Consider the following 15,692-nt stretch of genomic DNA (forward strand, 5'->3'; position numbering starts at 1 on the left):
TTTTGCTTTCCCCCCCGGGGGGGGGGGGGGGGGGGGGGGGGGGGGGGGGGGGGGGGGGGGGGCCCCCCCCCCCCGGGGGGGGCCCCCCCCCCGCCCCCCCCGCCCCTCGTGTGCGTCTTCGGGCTCTACTCGGTCAGGCTGCCGTCCACCGCGTCGGCCGCCTCGACCTCCTCCCGGGTGATGCCCAGCAGGTACAGCACGGTGTCCAGGAACGGCACGTTGACGGCGGTGTCGGCGGCCTCGCGCACCACCGGCTTGGCGTTGAACGCCACGCCCAGCCCGGCCGCGTTCAGCATGTCCAGGTCGTTGGCGCCGTCGCCGATCGCCACCGTCTGCGACAGCGGCACCTTCGCCTGCTCGGCGAACCGGGCCAGCCAGCGGGCCTTGCCCGCGCGGTCCACGATCTCGCCGACCACCCGGCCGGTGAACTTGCCGTCCACCACCTCCAGGGTGTTGGCCGCCGCGAAGTCCAGCCCCAGCTCCTCGACCAGGTGGTCGGTGACCTGGGTGAACCCGCCCGACACCACCGCGACCTGGAAGCCCAGCCGCTGGAGCGTGCGGATCAGGGTGCGCGCGCCCGGCGTGAAACGGACCTCCGCGCGCACCTTCTCGGTCACCGAGGCGTCCAGCCCGGCCAGCAGCGAGACCCGGGCCCGCAGCGACTCGGCGAAGTCCAGCTCGCCGCGCATCGCCTGCGCCGTCACCTCGGCGACCTCCTCCTCGCAGCCCGCGTGGGCCGCGAACAGCTCGATCACCTCGTCCTGGATGAGCGTGGAGTCGACGTCCATCACCACCAGGCGCTTGGCCCGGCGCTCCAGCCCGGCCGCGACCACCGCGACGTCCACCCGCTGGGTGGCCGCCTCCTGGGCCAGCTCGGCCCGCAGCTCGTCGGTGGCCACACCGGACACGGCCAGCTCGACCGCCGTCACCGGGTACTTGGCGAGCCGGAACACGCGGTCGATGTTGCCGCCCGCCGCGGTGATCCGGGAGGTGAGCGCGGAGACGGCGGCGGAGGTCAGCGGATTGCCGAGCACGGTGACGTGCGAACGGCCCTCGCGGCGCGGCCGGTTGTCGCCGATGCCGGAGAGGATCTCGGCCTGGAGCTTCTGCTCCTCCGCCCAGCGGTGCACGGTGGCCCGCAGTCCGCCCTCGGCGCCGGGAGCGGTGGGCGGGGTGACCAGTGCGCAGAGCGTGATGCGGCCACGGGTCACGACCTGTTCGATGTCGATCACGTCGACGGCGAAGCCTGCCAGGGTGGCGAAGAGGCCGGCGGTGATGCCGGGGCGGTCCTTGCCGAACACCTTGACGAGCAGGGTGCGCTCGTCCGCGGTCCGGGGCTGGGCGGCGGGGAGGGGCTCAGCGGCCAGGGGCGATGCGTTCATGGTGCCTCCCACGCTACCCGCCGGCCGGCGGGCCCAGAGCACCCGTCCCACGTCGCGGACGGGTGCCGGGTAGCAGCCTGGTCACAGTCACCCGGGGCGACTTCTATCGGCGGTCAGCAGGCTGGAATGATTCCCCCCGTCAGTTTCGGAAACATCGCACCCCTGGTCGGGGGCACAATTCGGGGGAACCGAGAGAGCGGGGCAGGCGCGCAGTGCCGCAACTCGTCATCGATATCAACGGACAGCAGCGGACTCTGGAGCCCGGGCGGTCCTACACCATCGGGCGCAACCCGCAGTCGGACTTCCCGTTCGACGACGCCAGGGTCTCCTGGAACCACGGGACCATCACCTTCAACGGCAGCGGCTGGCAGCTGGACGACCACGGCAGCACCAACGGCACCTACACGGCCGGCGCCCGGACGACGCAGGCCCAGCTGTTCCCCGGCGCCGTCGTCAACCTCGGCAACCCGGAGAACGGACCCCGGCTCGGCTTCTCCGCGCCCGCCCACGCCGCCCCGCACGCCGCCGCCCCCCAGGCTCCCGCCTGGCACGAGGCCGCCACCAGCCGCAGCGCCGCGCCGACGCCCCAGCCGCCGGCCCCGCAGCAGGGCTGGTCGCCGCAGGCCCCCTACCCGCCGCAGCCCGAGCAGGCCTGGGCGGGTCGGCCCCAGCCACCGTTCCCGCACCAGCAGCACCCGCCCCAGCCCCAGCCCCAGCAGGGCGGCTTCCCGCAGCAGCAGGCCTTCCCGCCCGCCCCGCAGGACGGCGACGGCCCGCAGCCGACGATCATCCGCAACCTGACCGCCGCCATGCGCACCGTCCGGATCGGCCGCGCGCTCGACAACGACGTCGTGGTCTCCGACCTCCAGGTCTCCCGCCACCACGCCGAGCTGCGCCAGCTCCAGGACGGCCGCTACGAGATCGTCGACCTCGGCAGCCACAACGGGATCTTCCTCAACGGCCAGCGGGTGCAGCGCCAGCTGATGGGCCCGCAGGACCGGCTGACCGTCGGCCACTCCAGCTTCGTCCTGGTCGGCGACCAGCTGCAGGAGTTCGTCGACACCGGCGCGGTCTCCTTCTCCGCCCGCCACCTGACCGTCGAGGTCGAGCACAAGGGCGCCAAGAAGATCCTGCTCGACGACGTCAGCTTCGGCGTCCCGGAGAAGTCCCTGGTCGCCGTCATCGGCCCGTCCGGCTCCGGTAAGTCGACCCTGCTGCGCGCCCTCACCGGCTACCGCCCGGCCGACCGCGGCGAGGTCCTGTACGACGGCCGCAACCTCTACAAGCAGTTCGCCGAACTGCGCTCGCGCATCGGCCTGGTGCCGCAGTCCGAGATCCTGCACAAGGAACTCACCGTCCGCACCGGCCTCAAGTACGCGGCCCAGCTGCGCTTCCCCGGCGACACCGAGGCGCGCGAGCGCGCGGCCCGGATCGACGAGGTGCTGTACGAGCTGCGCCTGGACAAGCGCGCCGACAACAAGATCACCGCGCTCTCCGGCGGTCAGCAGAAGCGCGTCTCGGTCGCCCTGGAACTGCTCACCAAGCCGTCGCTCATCTTCCTGGACGAGCCCACCTCGGGCCTCGACCCGGGCATGGACCGCGAGGTCATGCAGATGCTGCGCGGTCTCGCCGACGACGGCCGCACCATCCTGGTCGTCACCCACTCGGTGGCCGAACTCGCCCTCTGCGACCGGCTGCTGGTGATGGCGCCGGGCGGCGCGGTGGCCTACTTCGGCCCGCCGGACGAGGCGCTGCACTTCTTCGGGTACGAGACCTGGGCGGACGTCTTCCAGGCCTTCGAGAACTACCCGGACCACGACTGGGCCGGCCGCTACCGCGGCTCGGTGCACTACCAGCAGTACTCCGCCCCCGACGTGGAGTCGGGCGAGGTGCAGCACGCCCAGGTCGCCCAGGAGGCCGTCCGGCCGCCGAAGCCGCAGAGCTGGGGCTCCCAGCTGTGGACGCTGATGCGCCGCTACATGTCGGTCCTCGCCTCGGACCGCGGCTTCCTGGCGCTGTCGGTGCTGCTGCCCGCCGTCATCGGCGCGGTCAGCGTGCTGGTCCCCAACGGGGCGGGCCTCGCGCCCAATCCGAACACGCAGCTCCACCTCAACAGCGGGGCCGCGACGATCATCATGATCCTGGCGATCGGAGCCTGCTTCTCCGGAGCGGCCAACTCGGTCCGCGAACTGATCAAGGAACGGGCCATCTACGAACGGGAACGGGCCACCGGGCTCTCCCGCTCGGCGTACATGATGTCCAAGATCATCGTGCTGGGCTTCTTCAGCGTGATCCAGGGCGCCATCGTCGCCGCGGTCGGCTTCCTGCCGCGCAAGCTCCCCGAGCACGGCCTGATCGTCAAGGACCTGCCGATCATCGAGATGACCATCGGCATGATCCTGCTCAGCTTCACCGCGATGATGTTCGGCCTGATGATCTCGGCCCTGGTCAAGACCGCCGAGAAGACCATGCCGCTGCTGGTCATGTTCGCCATCATCCAGGTCGTCTTCACCGGCTGCCTGTTCCAGCTCTTCGGCAAGCCCGGCCTGGAGCAGGCCGCCTGGCTGATGCCGGCCCGCTGGGGCACCGGCATCGTGGCCACCACACTGGACCTGTCCAAGCTCATGGGCCCCTGGAACAAGGACTTCCAGAACCCCCAGTACGACCCGCTGTGGACCGCCAGCGTCGCCCAGTGGGCGATCGACGCGGGCGCGCTGATCGCGATCTCGATCGTCATCGGCGTCATCGTCACCCGGCTCCAGCGCCGCCACGAGCCCGAGGTCATGCAGAAGGGCTGACCCCCTTCGCCCCGCCCGACGAGGGGCGGCTCTCCCATCACCCGGAGAGCCGCCCCTCCTCCATTGCGCGGGCCCCGAGACCTAGGTCCCCGGACCTGCGCCCACCCCGGCCGCGGACCGACGCGGCGGCGCCCGCGGCGGCGGTAGTTTGGCGGTATGCCCAGCACGCCCAGCGACCACCGGAGCCCGGCCGGTCCGCACCTCGACCTGCGCGGTCCGGCCCGCCCGATGCCCGGCTGCGACCCCTGCCTGGCCGGCATCGAGGCGGTCAGCCAGGCGCTGCTCGCGATGAGCCGGCACCTGGAGGTCCGCGAGGTGCTGCGCCGCATCACCGCCTCCGCCCGCGACCTGCTCGGCGCCGAGTACGCGGCTCTGGGCGTGCCCGACGACCACGGCGGCTTCGCCCAGTTCGTCGTCGACGGCGTCACCGACGAGCAGTGGCGGGCGATCGGCCCGCTGCCCCGCCAGCACGGCGTCCTCGCCAAGATGCTGCACGAGACCGGCCCCACCCGGCTCGCCGACGTCCGCAGGGCCCCGGCCTTCGGCGGCTGGCCGGCCGCCCACCCCGAGATGGATGCCTTCCTCGGCATGCCCATCCTGGACGCCGAGGCCGCCGAGGACGAACCGCAGGTCACCGGCGTCATCTTCCTCGCCAACAAGCGCGGCGGCGGCCTGTTCACCGACCACGACGAGGAACTGCTGCGGATACTCGCCGCGCACGCCGCCCTCGCCCTCTCCAACGCCCGCCTGTACGAGCGCAGCCGCGAGCTCACCCTGGCCGGCGAACGCGCCCGCATCGCCCACGACCTGCACGACGCCGTCGCGCAGAAGCTCTTCTCGCTGCGGCTCACCGCCAAGGCCGCCGCCACGCTCGTCGACCGCGACCCGGCCCGGGCCCGCGCCGAACTCGCCGAGGTCGCCCGGCTCGCCGCCGAGGCCGCCGACGAACTGCGCGCCGTCGTCGTCGAACTGCGCCCCGCCGCCCTGGAGGAGGACGGGCTGAGCGCCACCCTCGCCTCCCAGGTGCAGGTCCTCGACCGGGCCCACACCGCGGACGTCGCCTTCGCCGCCGACGGCGTCCGCGCCCTGCCGCCCGCGCAGGAGGCCGCGCTGCTGCGGGTCGCCCAGGAGGCGCTGCACAACGCGCTGCGCCACTCCGGAGCCGGCCGCGTCACCGTCACCCTGGCCGGCACGCCCGCGCGCGGCGCCGTGCTGCGGGTGCGCGACGACGGGCACGGCTTCGACCCCGAGTCCGTCCGCCGGGCCGGGCGCCACCTCGGCCTGGCCTCGATGCGCGACCGCGCGGCCGCCGTCGGCGGCACGCTCACCCTGGAGTCCGCCCCCGGCCGGGGGACTCTCGTCGAGATGGAGGTCCCCGGTGCCTGACAACCCGCCTGACAGCACGCCGTCGATCCGCGTCCTGCTGGTCGACGACCACCAGGTGGTCCGCCGCGGGCTGCGCACGTTCCTGGAGGTCCAGGACGACATCGAGGTGGTCGGGGAGGCCGCCGACGGGGCGGAGGGCGTCGAGCGCGCCCGCGAACTCGACCCCGACGTCGTCCTGATGGACCTCAAGATGCCCGGTGTCGACGGCATCGAGGCGCTGCGCACGCTCAAGGGCGAGGGCAGCCGGGCCCGGATCCTGATCGTCACCAGCTTCACCGAGCACCGCACGATGGTCCCCGCGCTGCGGGCCGGCGCCGCCGGGTACGTCTACAAGGACGTCGACCCGGAGGCGCTGGCCGGCGCGATCCGCTCGGTGCACGCCGGCCACGTCCTGCTCCAGCCCGAACTGGCCGAGGCGCTGCTCGCCGACGACGGCCCCCGCGCCCCGCAGGGCCGCGGCGGCACCCTCACCGAACGCGAGCGCGAGGTCCTCGGCCACATCGCCGACGGCCGCTCCAACCGGGAGATCGCCCGCAGCCTGCACCTGTCGGAGAAGACGGTGAAGACCCACGTCTCCAACATCCTGATGAAGCTGGACCTGGCGGACCGCACCCAGGCGGCCCTGTGGGCCGTCCGCAACGGCGAGGCGCGGGACGGCGGCCCGTCCTAGCGGTCCGCGTCCTGAGCGGCCCCGTGCTCAGCGTTCCTCGTGCTGAGCGTTCCTCGTGCTGAGCGTTCCTCGTGCTGAGCGGCTCCCGTGCTCAGCGGTCCTCGCGCTCGTCGACCAGCGCGTTGTACGCCGCCACCTGCGCCCGCCGGGCGGTGCGCCGCAGCGGCGCCAGCACCGCCTGCCGCGCCGCCATCTCGGAGGCGCTGACCGCCGCGCCGTGCCCGCCCGCGGCGATCGCCAGCAGCGCCGACACCTGCCGGGCCGACTCCAGCACCCGCACCGCACGCGGCGGGTACCCGGGCGCCAGCAGTTCGGCGTGCCCGCGCCGGCGGTACGCCTCCAGCGCCCGCAGCGCCTCCGGTCCGGCGCCCGCCACGTCCAGGCGGGTCAGCAGGAGCGTCGCCTCGCGCAGCCCGTCGGCCAGCTCCCGTTCGGCCTCGTGCAGCGACGGGACGTCGGCCGGCGGTGTGTCGTTGGTCTCAAGGCAGCGCCACAGCACCGTCGCCGAACGGTCCCCGGCCGGGCCGAACACCTCCACCTCCGGCACCAGTCCGAGCGGGACGCCCACCGCCAGCACCGCCTCCCCGACGCCCATCGCCGCTTCGTTGAACGGTGCCGGACCGGTCAGCCCCAGCGGGTGCCCGGCGGACGGCAGCGCCAGTCGCAGGCCCTTGACCCCGAGCACCCGGAGCCGTCCCAGCGCCCAGGTGAGGCCGTGCCGTTCGCCCGGCCCGTCCCCGGGCAGCCCGGTCACCCGGTGGCTCTCGTCGTCGCCCAGCACGGCCGCCGCGGCGTTGTCCGGCGGCACCAGACCGGCCAGCAGGGCGTTGCCCCACGCGGTCAGCCGCCCCGAACGGGGTTCTTCGTACGGATTGTCGGGAGGAGTCGCGAGCATCCGGCCAGCCTACGGAATCGGCGGTCATCCGCGTGGCGTAGGTTTGCCCATGCGTGTGCGGCGCACCCACCCCGTGCCCACCGGCTGCCGGAGTAGGCTCGCCGCCCGCACCGACGGCCGAAATTCTTGTATTGGGGAAGGCGTAGGCATGAGCGACGTGCTGGAGCTGGTGGACGTATCCGTGGTCCGGGAGGGACGCGCGCTGGTCGACCAGGTCTCGTGGTCCATCTCCGAGGGGGAGCGCTGGGTCATCCTGGGCCCCAACGGCGCCGGGAAGACCACCCTGCTGCAGATCGCCGCCACCTACCTGTTCCCGACCGCGGGCAAGGTGTCGGTGCTGGGCGAGAAGCTGGGCGAGGTCGACGTCTTCGAGCTGCGCTCCCGGATCGGCCTGGCCGGCGCCGCCATGTTCGACAAGCTGCCGGCCGAGCAGACGGTGCTGCAGACCGTGCTGACCGCCGCCTACGGCATGACGGTCAGCTGGCAGGAGACCTACGAGCAGTTCGACGAGTCCCGCGCGCTCGCGCTGCTCGACCGGATGGGCATGTCCAACCTCACCGGCCGCAAGTTCGGCACCCTCTCCGAGGGCGAGCGCAAGCGCACCCTGATCGCCCGCGCCCTGATGACCGACCCCGAGCTGCTGCTGCTCGACGAGCCCGCGGCCGGCCTGGACCTCGGCGGCCGCGAGGACCTCGTCCGCCGGCTCGGCGCGCTCGCCCAGGACGAGTTCGCCCCGGCCATGGCGATGGTCACCCACCACGTCGAGGAGATCGCGCCGGGCTTCACCCACGTCCTGATGATCCGCCAGGGCAAGGTGCTCACCGCCGGTCCGATCGACACCGAGCTGACCGCCCGCAACCTCTCCAAGTGCTTCGGCCTGCCGCTCACCCTGGAGCGCCACGGGGACCGCTGGTCCGCGCAGGGCCTGCCGCTGGGCTGAGCCCCCGCCCGCGCCCCGCCCGCGCCTCGCACGCGCCTCGCACGCTCCGATGTCGTCGGGTTTCCGGGGACCGGTCGCACGCGCGACCGGTTTCCGCCCCTCGACCTGCGGGAACTGTCCGCCTCGAAGGCCCTTCGCTCCCTAGGATGGACACGTGGACAGCTGGATCTGGTGGCTCCTGGCCGCCGTCGGGCTCGGCATACCGCTGGTGCTGACCGCGATGCCGGAGTTCGCCATGTTCGCGGTCGGTGCGCTGGCGGCCGCCGGGGTGGCCGGGCTGGGCGGAGACGCGGTCTGGCAGACCCTGGTCTTCATCGCGGTCTCGGTCTCGCTGCTGGTCTTCGTCCGCCCGATCGCCTACCGGCAACTGCGGCAGGGCCCGCACATCAAGATGGGCATCGAGGCGCTCCAGGGCGCCACCGCGGTCGTCGCGGAAACCGTCGACGGGGAGGGCGGACGGATCAAGCTGAACGGCGAGATCTGGTCGGCCCGCGCGCTCCACCCGGACAGCGTGTACCAACCGGGGCAGCAGGTCGACGTCGTCGAAATCCAGGGCGCGACCGCCCTGGTCATCTAGGGGAGAGTCCGTGGAACCCGTCCTTATCGTTTTGGTCGTCCTGGTCGTGGTGGCCTTCATCGCGCTGATCAAGACGATCCAGGTCATCCCGCAGGCCAGCGCCGCGATCGTGGAGCGCTTCGGCCGCTACACCCGGACGCTCAACGCAGGCCTGAACATCGTCGTCCCGTTCATCGACCGGGTCCGCAACCGGATCGACCTGCGCGAGCAGGTCGTGCCGTTCCCGCCGCAGCCGGTGATCACCCAGGACAACCTGGTGGTCAACATCGACACGGTGATCTACTACCAGGTCACCGACCCGCGCGCGGCCACCTACGAGGTCGCCAGCTACATCCAGGCCATCGAGCAGCTGACCGTCACCACGCTGCGCAACATCATCGGCTCGATGGACCTCGAATCCACCCTGACCTCGCGCGAGGTCATCAACGCCGGTCTGCGCGGCGTCCTGGACGAGGCCACCGGCAAGTGGGGCATCCGGGTCAACCGCGTCGAGCTGAAGGCGATCGAGCCGCCCACCTCCATCCAGGACTCGATGGAGAAGCAGATGCGCGCCGACCGTGACAAGCGCGCCGCGATCCTCACCGCCGAGGGCCAGCGGCAGGCCCAGATCCTCAAGGCCGAGGGTGAGAAGCAGGCCGACGTGCTCCGGGCCGAAGGTGAGGCGCAGGCCGCGGTGCTGCGCGCCGACGGTGAGGCGGCCGCGATCCGGACGGTCTTCGAGGCCATCCACGACGGCGACGCCGACCAGAAGCTGCTCGCCTACCAGTACCTGCAGACCCTGCCCGAGCTGGCCAAGGGCGACTCCAACAAGCTGTGGATCATCCCCAGCGAGGTCGGCGACGCCCTCAAGGGCCTCGGCGGCGCCTTCGGCGGGCTGACCGGCAACCCCGGCGTCAACGGCGGCGCGGTCGCCGCCCCGAGCGTCCCGCAGGCGGCCCCCGCGGCCACCCAGGTGCCGCTCGACCCGGCGGCCGGCCCGCGCCCGGTGGACACCGAGAAGGGTGCCGCCCGCCCCCGGGTGGACCCGGCCCGCGAGTACCGCAAGATCGACCCGGAGTGACCGGCTGAACCGTCCGGCCCGGGGGCCCGCCACCGCACGGTGGCGGGCCCCCGGCGTGTGGCGGTCGTGGCGGTCGTGGCGGTCGTGGCGTGTGGCGGTCGTGGTGGTGCGTGTCCCGAATCGTGGGCGGCCCTGGTCCGACCGGTGGGCCGTCCGGCATGATCCCCCCGGACAGGACCGAGAGGAGAGGTGACCCATGACGCTCTGGGAGGGCATCGCCGTCCTGGTGGCGGGCGTCGGCGCCGGGATGATCAACGTGATCGTCGGCTCCGGCACGCTGATCACGTTCCCGGTGCTGCTCGCCATCGGGATTCCGCCGGTCACCGCCAACGTCTCCAACACCTTCGGCCTGGTGCCCGGTTCGCTCAGCGGCGTGATCGGCTACCGCCGCGAGCTGGCCGGCCAGGGCCACCGGCTGCTGCGCCTGGGCACCGCCTCACTGCTCGGCGGACTGGTCGGCGCGCTGCTGCTGATCAGACTGCCGAACGGCGCCTTCGACGCGATCGTCCCGGTACTGATCCTGCTCGCCCTCGTCCTGGTGGTGATCCAGCCCAAGGTCGCCAAGGCGGTCGCCGCCCGCCGCCGCCCCGACGGGGACCCGGACGGCGGCCTGCTGCTGTTCGTCGGCGTCTTCCTCACCGGCATCTACGGCGGCTACTTCGGCGCCGCGCAGGGCGTCCTGCTGCTGGCGCTGATGGGCATGCTGCTCCAGGAGGACCTGCAGCGGATCAACGCCGTGAAGAACGCGCTGGCGATGGTCGTCAACGGCGTCGCCGCGCTGTTCTTCCTGTTCACCTCCACCGTCAACTGGGCGGCCGCCGGCCTGATCGCGGCGGGCTCGCTGGTCGGCGGCCTGCTCGGCGCCAAGGTCGGCCGCCGCCTGCCGCCGGTCGCGCTGCGCGGGATCATCGTGGTGGTCGGCCTCGCCGCGGTCACCAAACTGCTGCTGAGCTGACGAGCTGAGCATCCGTCGGGGGACGCCCGCCGGGGGGCTGCCCGTCAGCGGCTGTGTCGTCCGGTGCGGAGGGCCCCGGCTCGGTATGTTCCTCGAAGTGCACGCCTGACCGGACGACGAGACGACGAACGGAAGAGCTTCGATGAGCAGCAGGGCACGGCTGAGCGAGGACGAGATCACGGCGGCCCTGGCCGCACTGCCGCGGTGGACCAGGGAGGGTGACAGCGTCGTCCGCGTGGCCGACGCCCCCGACTTCCCGGCGGCGATCCGGGTGGTCGTCGCCGTCGCCGAACAGGCCGAGGCGCTCGGCCACCACCCCGACGTCGACATCCGCTGGCGCACCCTGCGCTTCGTCCTCTCCACCCACAGCGCGGGCGGGCTGACCGGCCTGGATTTCACCCTGGCCGCCCGCATCGACGAGGCGCTGAAGGCCGAGTCCGCGGGCTGACCTCCCCGACCCCCGAGGCCGGGGCGGCGCGCTCGAACGGGCGTGAGATGCTGACTGCCGCATCGGCAGGCGGCTCGGGAGGGACGGGAACGGATGGCGCAGGAGCCCTTCGGAGACGCCCAGCAGCAGCCGTGGTACCCCCAGGGCCGGCAGGCCTGGCCGGTCGGCGGGCACCAGGAGCCGCAGCCGCAGGACCATCCGCAGCAGGAGTACTGGCAGACGGCGGCGGGCTACGGCCAGGGCGGGTACGGGCAGGGCTCGCCGTACGGACAGGACCCGCGCCAGGACGGGCAGGACGCGCAGTACGGACAGGACCCGCAGTACGGGCAGACCGGCTACGCCCAGGCTGGGTACGCCGAGACCGGGTACGCCGAGGGCGGCTACGTCCAGGGCGGCTACGCCGAGGGGCAGTACCAGCAGTACCAGCCGTACCCGGATCATGGGCAGCAGCAGTACGCGCCGTACGCCGTCCCGGAGCAGCCTGCGGGGGAGGGGCTGTACGTCCCGGTGGGGGCGGAGTACTCGGCCGACGGGTACGTGCACATCGAGGACGCCGAGCCCGTTCCGGTGGAGCCGTCCACGGAGCCGGAGCCCGAGCCGGACACGACGCCCGAGGCCGTGCCCGTCGCGCCGTCGCGGGCTGCCGCCCGTCGGGGCAGGTCCCCGAAGGCAGGCTCCTCGACGACGGGCTCTTCGCTCTCGGCCAGGGCCCGCGCCGCCGCCGGGGCGGTGCTCACCGGCGAGCACGTGCCCAGCCGGCGGACCCTGCTGGTGCGCACCGGCGCCGGGGTGGCCGCGCTGGGCGTGCTGGTCGCGGCCGGTCTGATGGTCGGGGCCGAGGGCGGCGGCAGCGCGGCCGCGAGCAGCGGCGGGGAGCCCGGTTTCGCCGTCGCGCACACCAAGGTGTGGTCCGCCCAGCCCGCCGCGTCCGGGTCGCCGGGTGACGACACGCTGGTCGGCAGCTGGCTGCTGGCCGATGCGGTGGTCCGCGCCGACGCCGCCGGTGTGCGGGCCTACGACCTCGCGGCCGGCAAGCCCGTCTGGTCGGTCGAGCCACCGGCCGCCGGGGCCGTCCCGTGCGGGCTGTCGGCGGGGGTCAACCAGGCGGGGCTGGGCGCGGTGCTGTTCCGGGCCCAGGCCGACCCGAAGAGCCCGTGCACGCTGGTCGCCGCCGTGGACACCAAGACCGGCAAGACCGCGTGGACGAAGACCGTCTCGGACGCCAAGGGCGCGTACGGCGCGCGGATCGGCGTCACCGAGGACAAGGTGATCGCGGTCGGCGACGACCGGGCGGTCGCCTGGGAGTCCGCGGACGGCAAGGACGTCTGGCAGTACACCGGGCAGGGCAAGTTCTGCACCCTGTCCGGCGGCGTGACCGGCAAGACCGTGCTGGTCGCCTCCTCATGCGCCGACTCGACCCCCGCCGACCAGGCTGTCGCACTGAACACGGCGGACGGCAAGGTCAGTTGGTGGCGCGGCCTGAACAACCGGCCGAAGACGGTGACCGTGTTGTCCGCCGAGCCGTCCGTCGTCCTCACCACGGGCGAGAAGCCGGAGGACGACCGGGTGTTCTCCTGGGGCGCGGGCGGCGACCCGGCCGCCGAGATCCCGGTGGTCGGCGACGGCGGCCGGCTGGACGTCGGCCACGGCACGTTCTCGGCCACGCCCGAGGTGTTCTTCCAGAACCGCACGATGGTCACCACGCTCGTCCCGGCGAACGGCGGCGGACCGGCCGCGGCGGTCGGTTACGACCTCGACACCGGCAAGCAGCGCTGGAAGGCGCCGACCGCCGCCAAGGGCACCGTCCGGGCGGTCGGCGTCGACGGCGGCGCGCTCGTGCTCGCCGCCGACGAACGCCGCGGCCAGCCCGCCCGCCTCAGCCGGTTCCCGCTGGCCGGCGGCCAGGAGGCGACCGGCGGCAACTTCCCGCAGGGCACCGGTTCGCTGCTGGTCTCCGGGCGGGTGCTGATCGGCGGCGGGCGGGTGGTCGTGATGCCCGAGCACTCGGCCAACTACGGCACCGCGGCGGGCTACCAGGCGAAGGGTTAGCCCGGGCCCCGTAGGACGCGGCTCGCGGCGGCGCTCACGCGGCCGGGACGGCTGTCGGAGCGGGCTGGCCCGGCACGGCCGGCAGCCAGTCGGCCAGCTCCCGGGCCTCCGAGCCGCGCAGGCCGAGCGCCAGCATGAGGGTGGCCTGCGGGGTCGGCACAAACGGCCGGCGCAGCAGCCTCATCCCGGCCTGTTCGGGTGTCCGGTCCGCCTTGCGCTGGTTGTCCTCCGGGCACGCGGCCACGGTGTTCAACCAGCTGTCCTCCCCACCGCGCGACCTGGGCTGCAGGTGGTCCACCGTGGTGGCCCGCCGCCCGCAGTACGCGCACAGGTGCTGGTCCCGGGCCAGGACACCCCGCCGCGACCACGGCGCCTGTTGTCGGAACGGCACTCTCACGTAGCGCTGAAGCCTGATCACCCGGGGCACCGGGATGCTGACGCCCGTCCCCCGGACCGTGCGCAGCGGATGCGCCTGCTCCACCACCGCCTTGTCCTGGAGCACCAGGACGACGGCGCGCTGGAGCGACACCGTCGTCAGGGGCTCGTAGCTCGCGTTCAGAACCAGCGTGTTGCGCACTCGGCACACCCTTCCCGCGGGCGTGCCACGGCGGCACGACCGTCTCCACACACGTCACTGCCGCCGCACGGCGGTGACACCACTCTGAACGGGCCCACAGCCGACGAACAACGGAATTTCCGGTATCGGGCAGGCGCCGGAGCGGCCGGGGGAGGACTGCGGCACGACGCTCGGGGAAAACCCGCTGGCCCCGACCGCGTAGGCTCTACCACGCTGGAGTCGCACCGACCCGGGGTCCGAGAGAACGGGCCGCCACCGGGCGGGCGCCCGATCGAAGGAGAAGCGTGACCGTGACGGACATCGTCGACGAGCTGCGGTGGCGGGGGCTGATCGCCCTGTCCACCGACGAGGACGCACTGCGCAAGGCGTTCGCGGACGGCCCGGTCACGTTCTATTGCGGCTTCGACCCGACGGCCCCCAGCCTGCACCTCGGCAACCTCGTGCAGATCCTCACCATGCGCCGCATCCAGCAGGCGGGAAACCTCCCGCTCGGCCTGGTCGGCGGGGCCACGGGCCTCATCGGTGACCCGAAGCCCACCGCCGAGCGCGTCCTCAACGACCCCGAGACGGTGGCCGGCTGGGTCGAGCGGCTGCGGGGCCAGATCTCGCGCTTCCTCGATTTCGAGGGCCCCTACGCGGCGCGCATGGTCAACAACCTGGACTGGACGTCCGGGATGTCGGCCATCAGCCTGCTGCGCGACGTGGGCAAGTACTTCCGCGTCAACAACATGATCGCCAAGGAAGCCGTCGCCCGACGGCTCAACTCCGACGCGGGTATCAGCTACACCGAGTTCAGCTACCAGATCCTGCAAGGCATGGACTACCTGGAGCTGAACCGCCGCTACGGCTGCACCCTGCAGACCGGTGGCAGTGACCAGTGGGGCAACCTGACCGCCGGCACGGACCTGATCCGCAAGGCCGACGCCAAGTCCGTGCACGCGCTGGCCACGCCGCTGATCGTCAAGGCCGACGGCACCAAGTTCGGCAAGACCGAGTCCGGCACGGTCTGGCTCGACCCCGAGCTGACCACCCCGTACGCCTTCTACCAGTTCTGGCTGAACGCGGACGACCGGGACGTCCCCAACTTCCTGCGGATCTTCAGCTTCCGCTCGAAGGAGGAGATCGAGGAGCTGGAGCGCGAGACCACCGAGCGCCCCGCCGCCCGCCTCGCCCAGCGAGCCCTCGCCGAGGAGCTCACCACCCTCGTCCACGGCGCCGAGCAGTACGAGCGCGCGGTCGCCGCGTCCAAGGCGCTGTTCGGCCAGGGCGACCTCGCCGACCTGGAGGCGCCGACCCTGGCCGCCGCCCTGGCCGAGGTCCCGAAGGCCGAGGTGGCCGAACTCCAGTCGGTGGTCGACCTGTTGGTCGCCGTCGGCCTCGCACCGAGCCGTTCGGCTGCCCGCCGCACGGTCAAGGAGGGCGGCGCCTACCTCAACAACGTCAAGGTGACGGACGAGGAAGCGGTGCCGGCCGAGGCCGACCTGCTGCACGGTCGCTGGCTCGTGCTGCGCCGCGGCAAGCGCAACCTGGCGGCGGCGGAGCTGGTTCCGGCTACGGTGTGACCGAAACACGACGCCGCTGAGCTGCGGCTTCGACATACGAGGGCGGGATCCAGCCGGATCCCGCCCTCGGTGTTTGACGATGTCGTCCGGGTGGCCTAGTGTTGAACGAGTCGCTGATGTGGCCATCCCACTCCGCAGGACCCACCCTCACCTCGAAACCCATTGACATGGGTTTGTTGGCGTTCCCGTCAACCGTGGCGAGTGTGAATTTCGGGTGACAACCGAAATGCGCTAATGTGGAGGCCGTCGCGGAAAGCGGCCCGACCAGTTCGGGAAATCGGATGAATGAAACTCCGGAAAACGGAGCGGAAAACATCTGGTAAGCTGGGAACACGAAAGAACGAAGCGCCCGGAGGGCCCGCTGGAAGGCGGTCCGAAGGAAGTGTCCGTTCC

Annotated in this window: 13 protein-coding genes; 10 read left to right on the forward strand and 3 right to left on the reverse strand. The window is 72.7% G+C overall.

The genetic code is table 11. From position 1 onward, the window contains the following. Positions 1 to 125: 125 nt before the first annotated feature. Entirely contained in the window at positions 126 to 1,382 is a 1,257-nt protein-coding gene (gene serB, locus AB0P03_RS39700; protein ID WP_363589438.1) for a phosphoserine phosphatase SerB, read from the reverse strand. A 212-nt stretch (positions 1,383 to 1,594) separates the two neighbouring features. On the opposite strand from serB, the gene AB0P03_RS39705 reads away from it, so the two are divergent. From AB0P03_RS39705 to AB0P03_RS39715, 3 genes are all read left to right on the forward strand, one after another. Continuing rightward, a complete protein-coding gene (locus AB0P03_RS39705; RefSeq protein ID WP_363589440.1) occupies positions 1,595 to 4,180 on the forward strand; it encodes an FHA domain-containing protein in 2,586 nt (861 codons plus the stop codon). Between the two features lie 228 nt (positions 4,181 to 4,408). Beyond that, complete coding sequence (locus AB0P03_RS39710; RefSeq protein ID WP_363589454.1) at positions 4,409 to 5,566, forward strand: GAF domain-containing sensor histidine kinase; 1,158 nt, start codon at positions 4,409 to 4,411, stop codon at positions 5,564 to 5,566. Next, entirely contained in the window at positions 5,559 to 6,236 is a 678-nt protein-coding gene (locus AB0P03_RS39715) for a response regulator transcription factor (RefSeq protein WP_363589442.1), read from the forward strand. The genes AB0P03_RS39710 and AB0P03_RS39715 overlap by 8 nt, the downstream gene beginning before the upstream one ends. A 91-nt stretch (positions 6,237 to 6,327) precedes the next feature. On the opposite strand, the gene AB0P03_RS39720 is transcribed toward AB0P03_RS39715, so the two are convergent. Continuing rightward, complete coding sequence (locus AB0P03_RS39720; RefSeq protein ID WP_363589444.1) at positions 6,328 to 7,131, reverse strand: hypothetical protein; 804 nt, start codon at positions 7,129 to 7,131, stop codon at positions 6,328 to 6,330. A 148-nt stretch (positions 7,132 to 7,279) separates the two neighbouring features. On the opposite strand from AB0P03_RS39720, the gene AB0P03_RS39725 reads away from it, so the two are divergent. The 6 genes from AB0P03_RS39725 to AB0P03_RS39750 all read left to right on the forward strand — a co-directional run bounded on the left by AB0P03_RS39725 (position 7,280) and on the right by AB0P03_RS39750 (position 13,160). Then, a complete protein-coding gene (locus AB0P03_RS39725; RefSeq protein ID WP_063349636.1) occupies positions 7,280 to 8,071 on the forward strand; it encodes an ABC transporter ATP-binding protein in 792 nt (263 codons plus the stop codon). A gap of 166 nt (positions 8,072 to 8,237) precedes the next feature. Further along, positions 8,238 to 8,648 carry an NfeD family protein gene (locus tag AB0P03_RS39730; RefSeq protein ID WP_363589456.1) on the forward strand — a complete coding sequence of 137 codons (411 nt, stop codon included), beginning with the start codon at positions 8,238 to 8,240 and terminating at the stop codon, positions 8,646 to 8,648. Between the two features lie 10 nt (positions 8,649 to 8,658). Further along, on the forward strand, positions 8,659 to 9,708 hold the full coding sequence (locus tag AB0P03_RS39735) for an SPFH domain-containing protein (RefSeq protein WP_363589446.1): 1,050 nt from the start codon (positions 8,659 to 8,661) through the stop codon (positions 9,706 to 9,708). 196 nt (positions 9,709 to 9,904) lie between these two features. Next, positions 9,905 to 10,663, forward strand: a complete 759-nt coding sequence (locus AB0P03_RS39740; RefSeq protein ID WP_363589448.1) for a sulfite exporter TauE/SafE family protein — start codon at positions 9,905 to 9,907, stop codon at positions 10,661 to 10,663. A 142-nt stretch (positions 10,664 to 10,805) separates the two neighbouring features. Beyond that, positions 10,806 to 11,111, forward strand: a complete 306-nt coding sequence (locus AB0P03_RS39745; protein WP_363589450.1) for a 4a-hydroxytetrahydrobiopterin dehydratase — start codon at positions 10,806 to 10,808, stop codon at positions 11,109 to 11,111. 93 nt (positions 11,112 to 11,204) lie between these two features. Then, complete coding sequence (locus tag AB0P03_RS39750; protein ID WP_363633578.1) at positions 11,205 to 13,160, forward strand: PQQ-binding-like beta-propeller repeat protein; 1,956 nt, start codon at positions 11,205 to 11,207, stop codon at positions 13,158 to 13,160. 34 nt (positions 13,161 to 13,194) lie between these two features. On the opposite strand, the gene AB0P03_RS39755 is transcribed toward AB0P03_RS39750, so the two are convergent. Continuing rightward, positions 13,195 to 13,737 carry an HNH endonuclease gene (locus AB0P03_RS39755; RefSeq protein ID WP_063349641.1) on the reverse strand — a complete coding sequence of 181 codons (543 nt, stop codon included), beginning with the start codon at positions 13,735 to 13,737 and terminating at the stop codon, positions 13,195 to 13,197. A gap of 290 nt (positions 13,738 to 14,027) precedes the next feature. On the opposite strand from AB0P03_RS39755, the gene tyrS reads away from it, so the two are divergent. Further along, positions 14,028 to 15,299 carry a tyrosine--tRNA ligase gene (tyrS, locus tag AB0P03_RS39760; RefSeq protein WP_363633579.1) on the forward strand — a complete coding sequence of 424 codons (1,272 nt, stop codon included), beginning with the start codon at positions 14,028 to 14,030 and terminating at the stop codon, positions 15,297 to 15,299. Positions 15,300 to 15,692 lie beyond the last annotated feature (393 nt).

Origin of the sequence: Kitasatospora sp. NPDC088779 (assembly GCF_040685395.1) — a bacterium.
In the GTDB taxonomy this organism is placed as follows: domain Bacteria; phylum Actinomycetota; class Actinomycetes; order Streptomycetales; family Streptomycetaceae; genus Kitasatospora.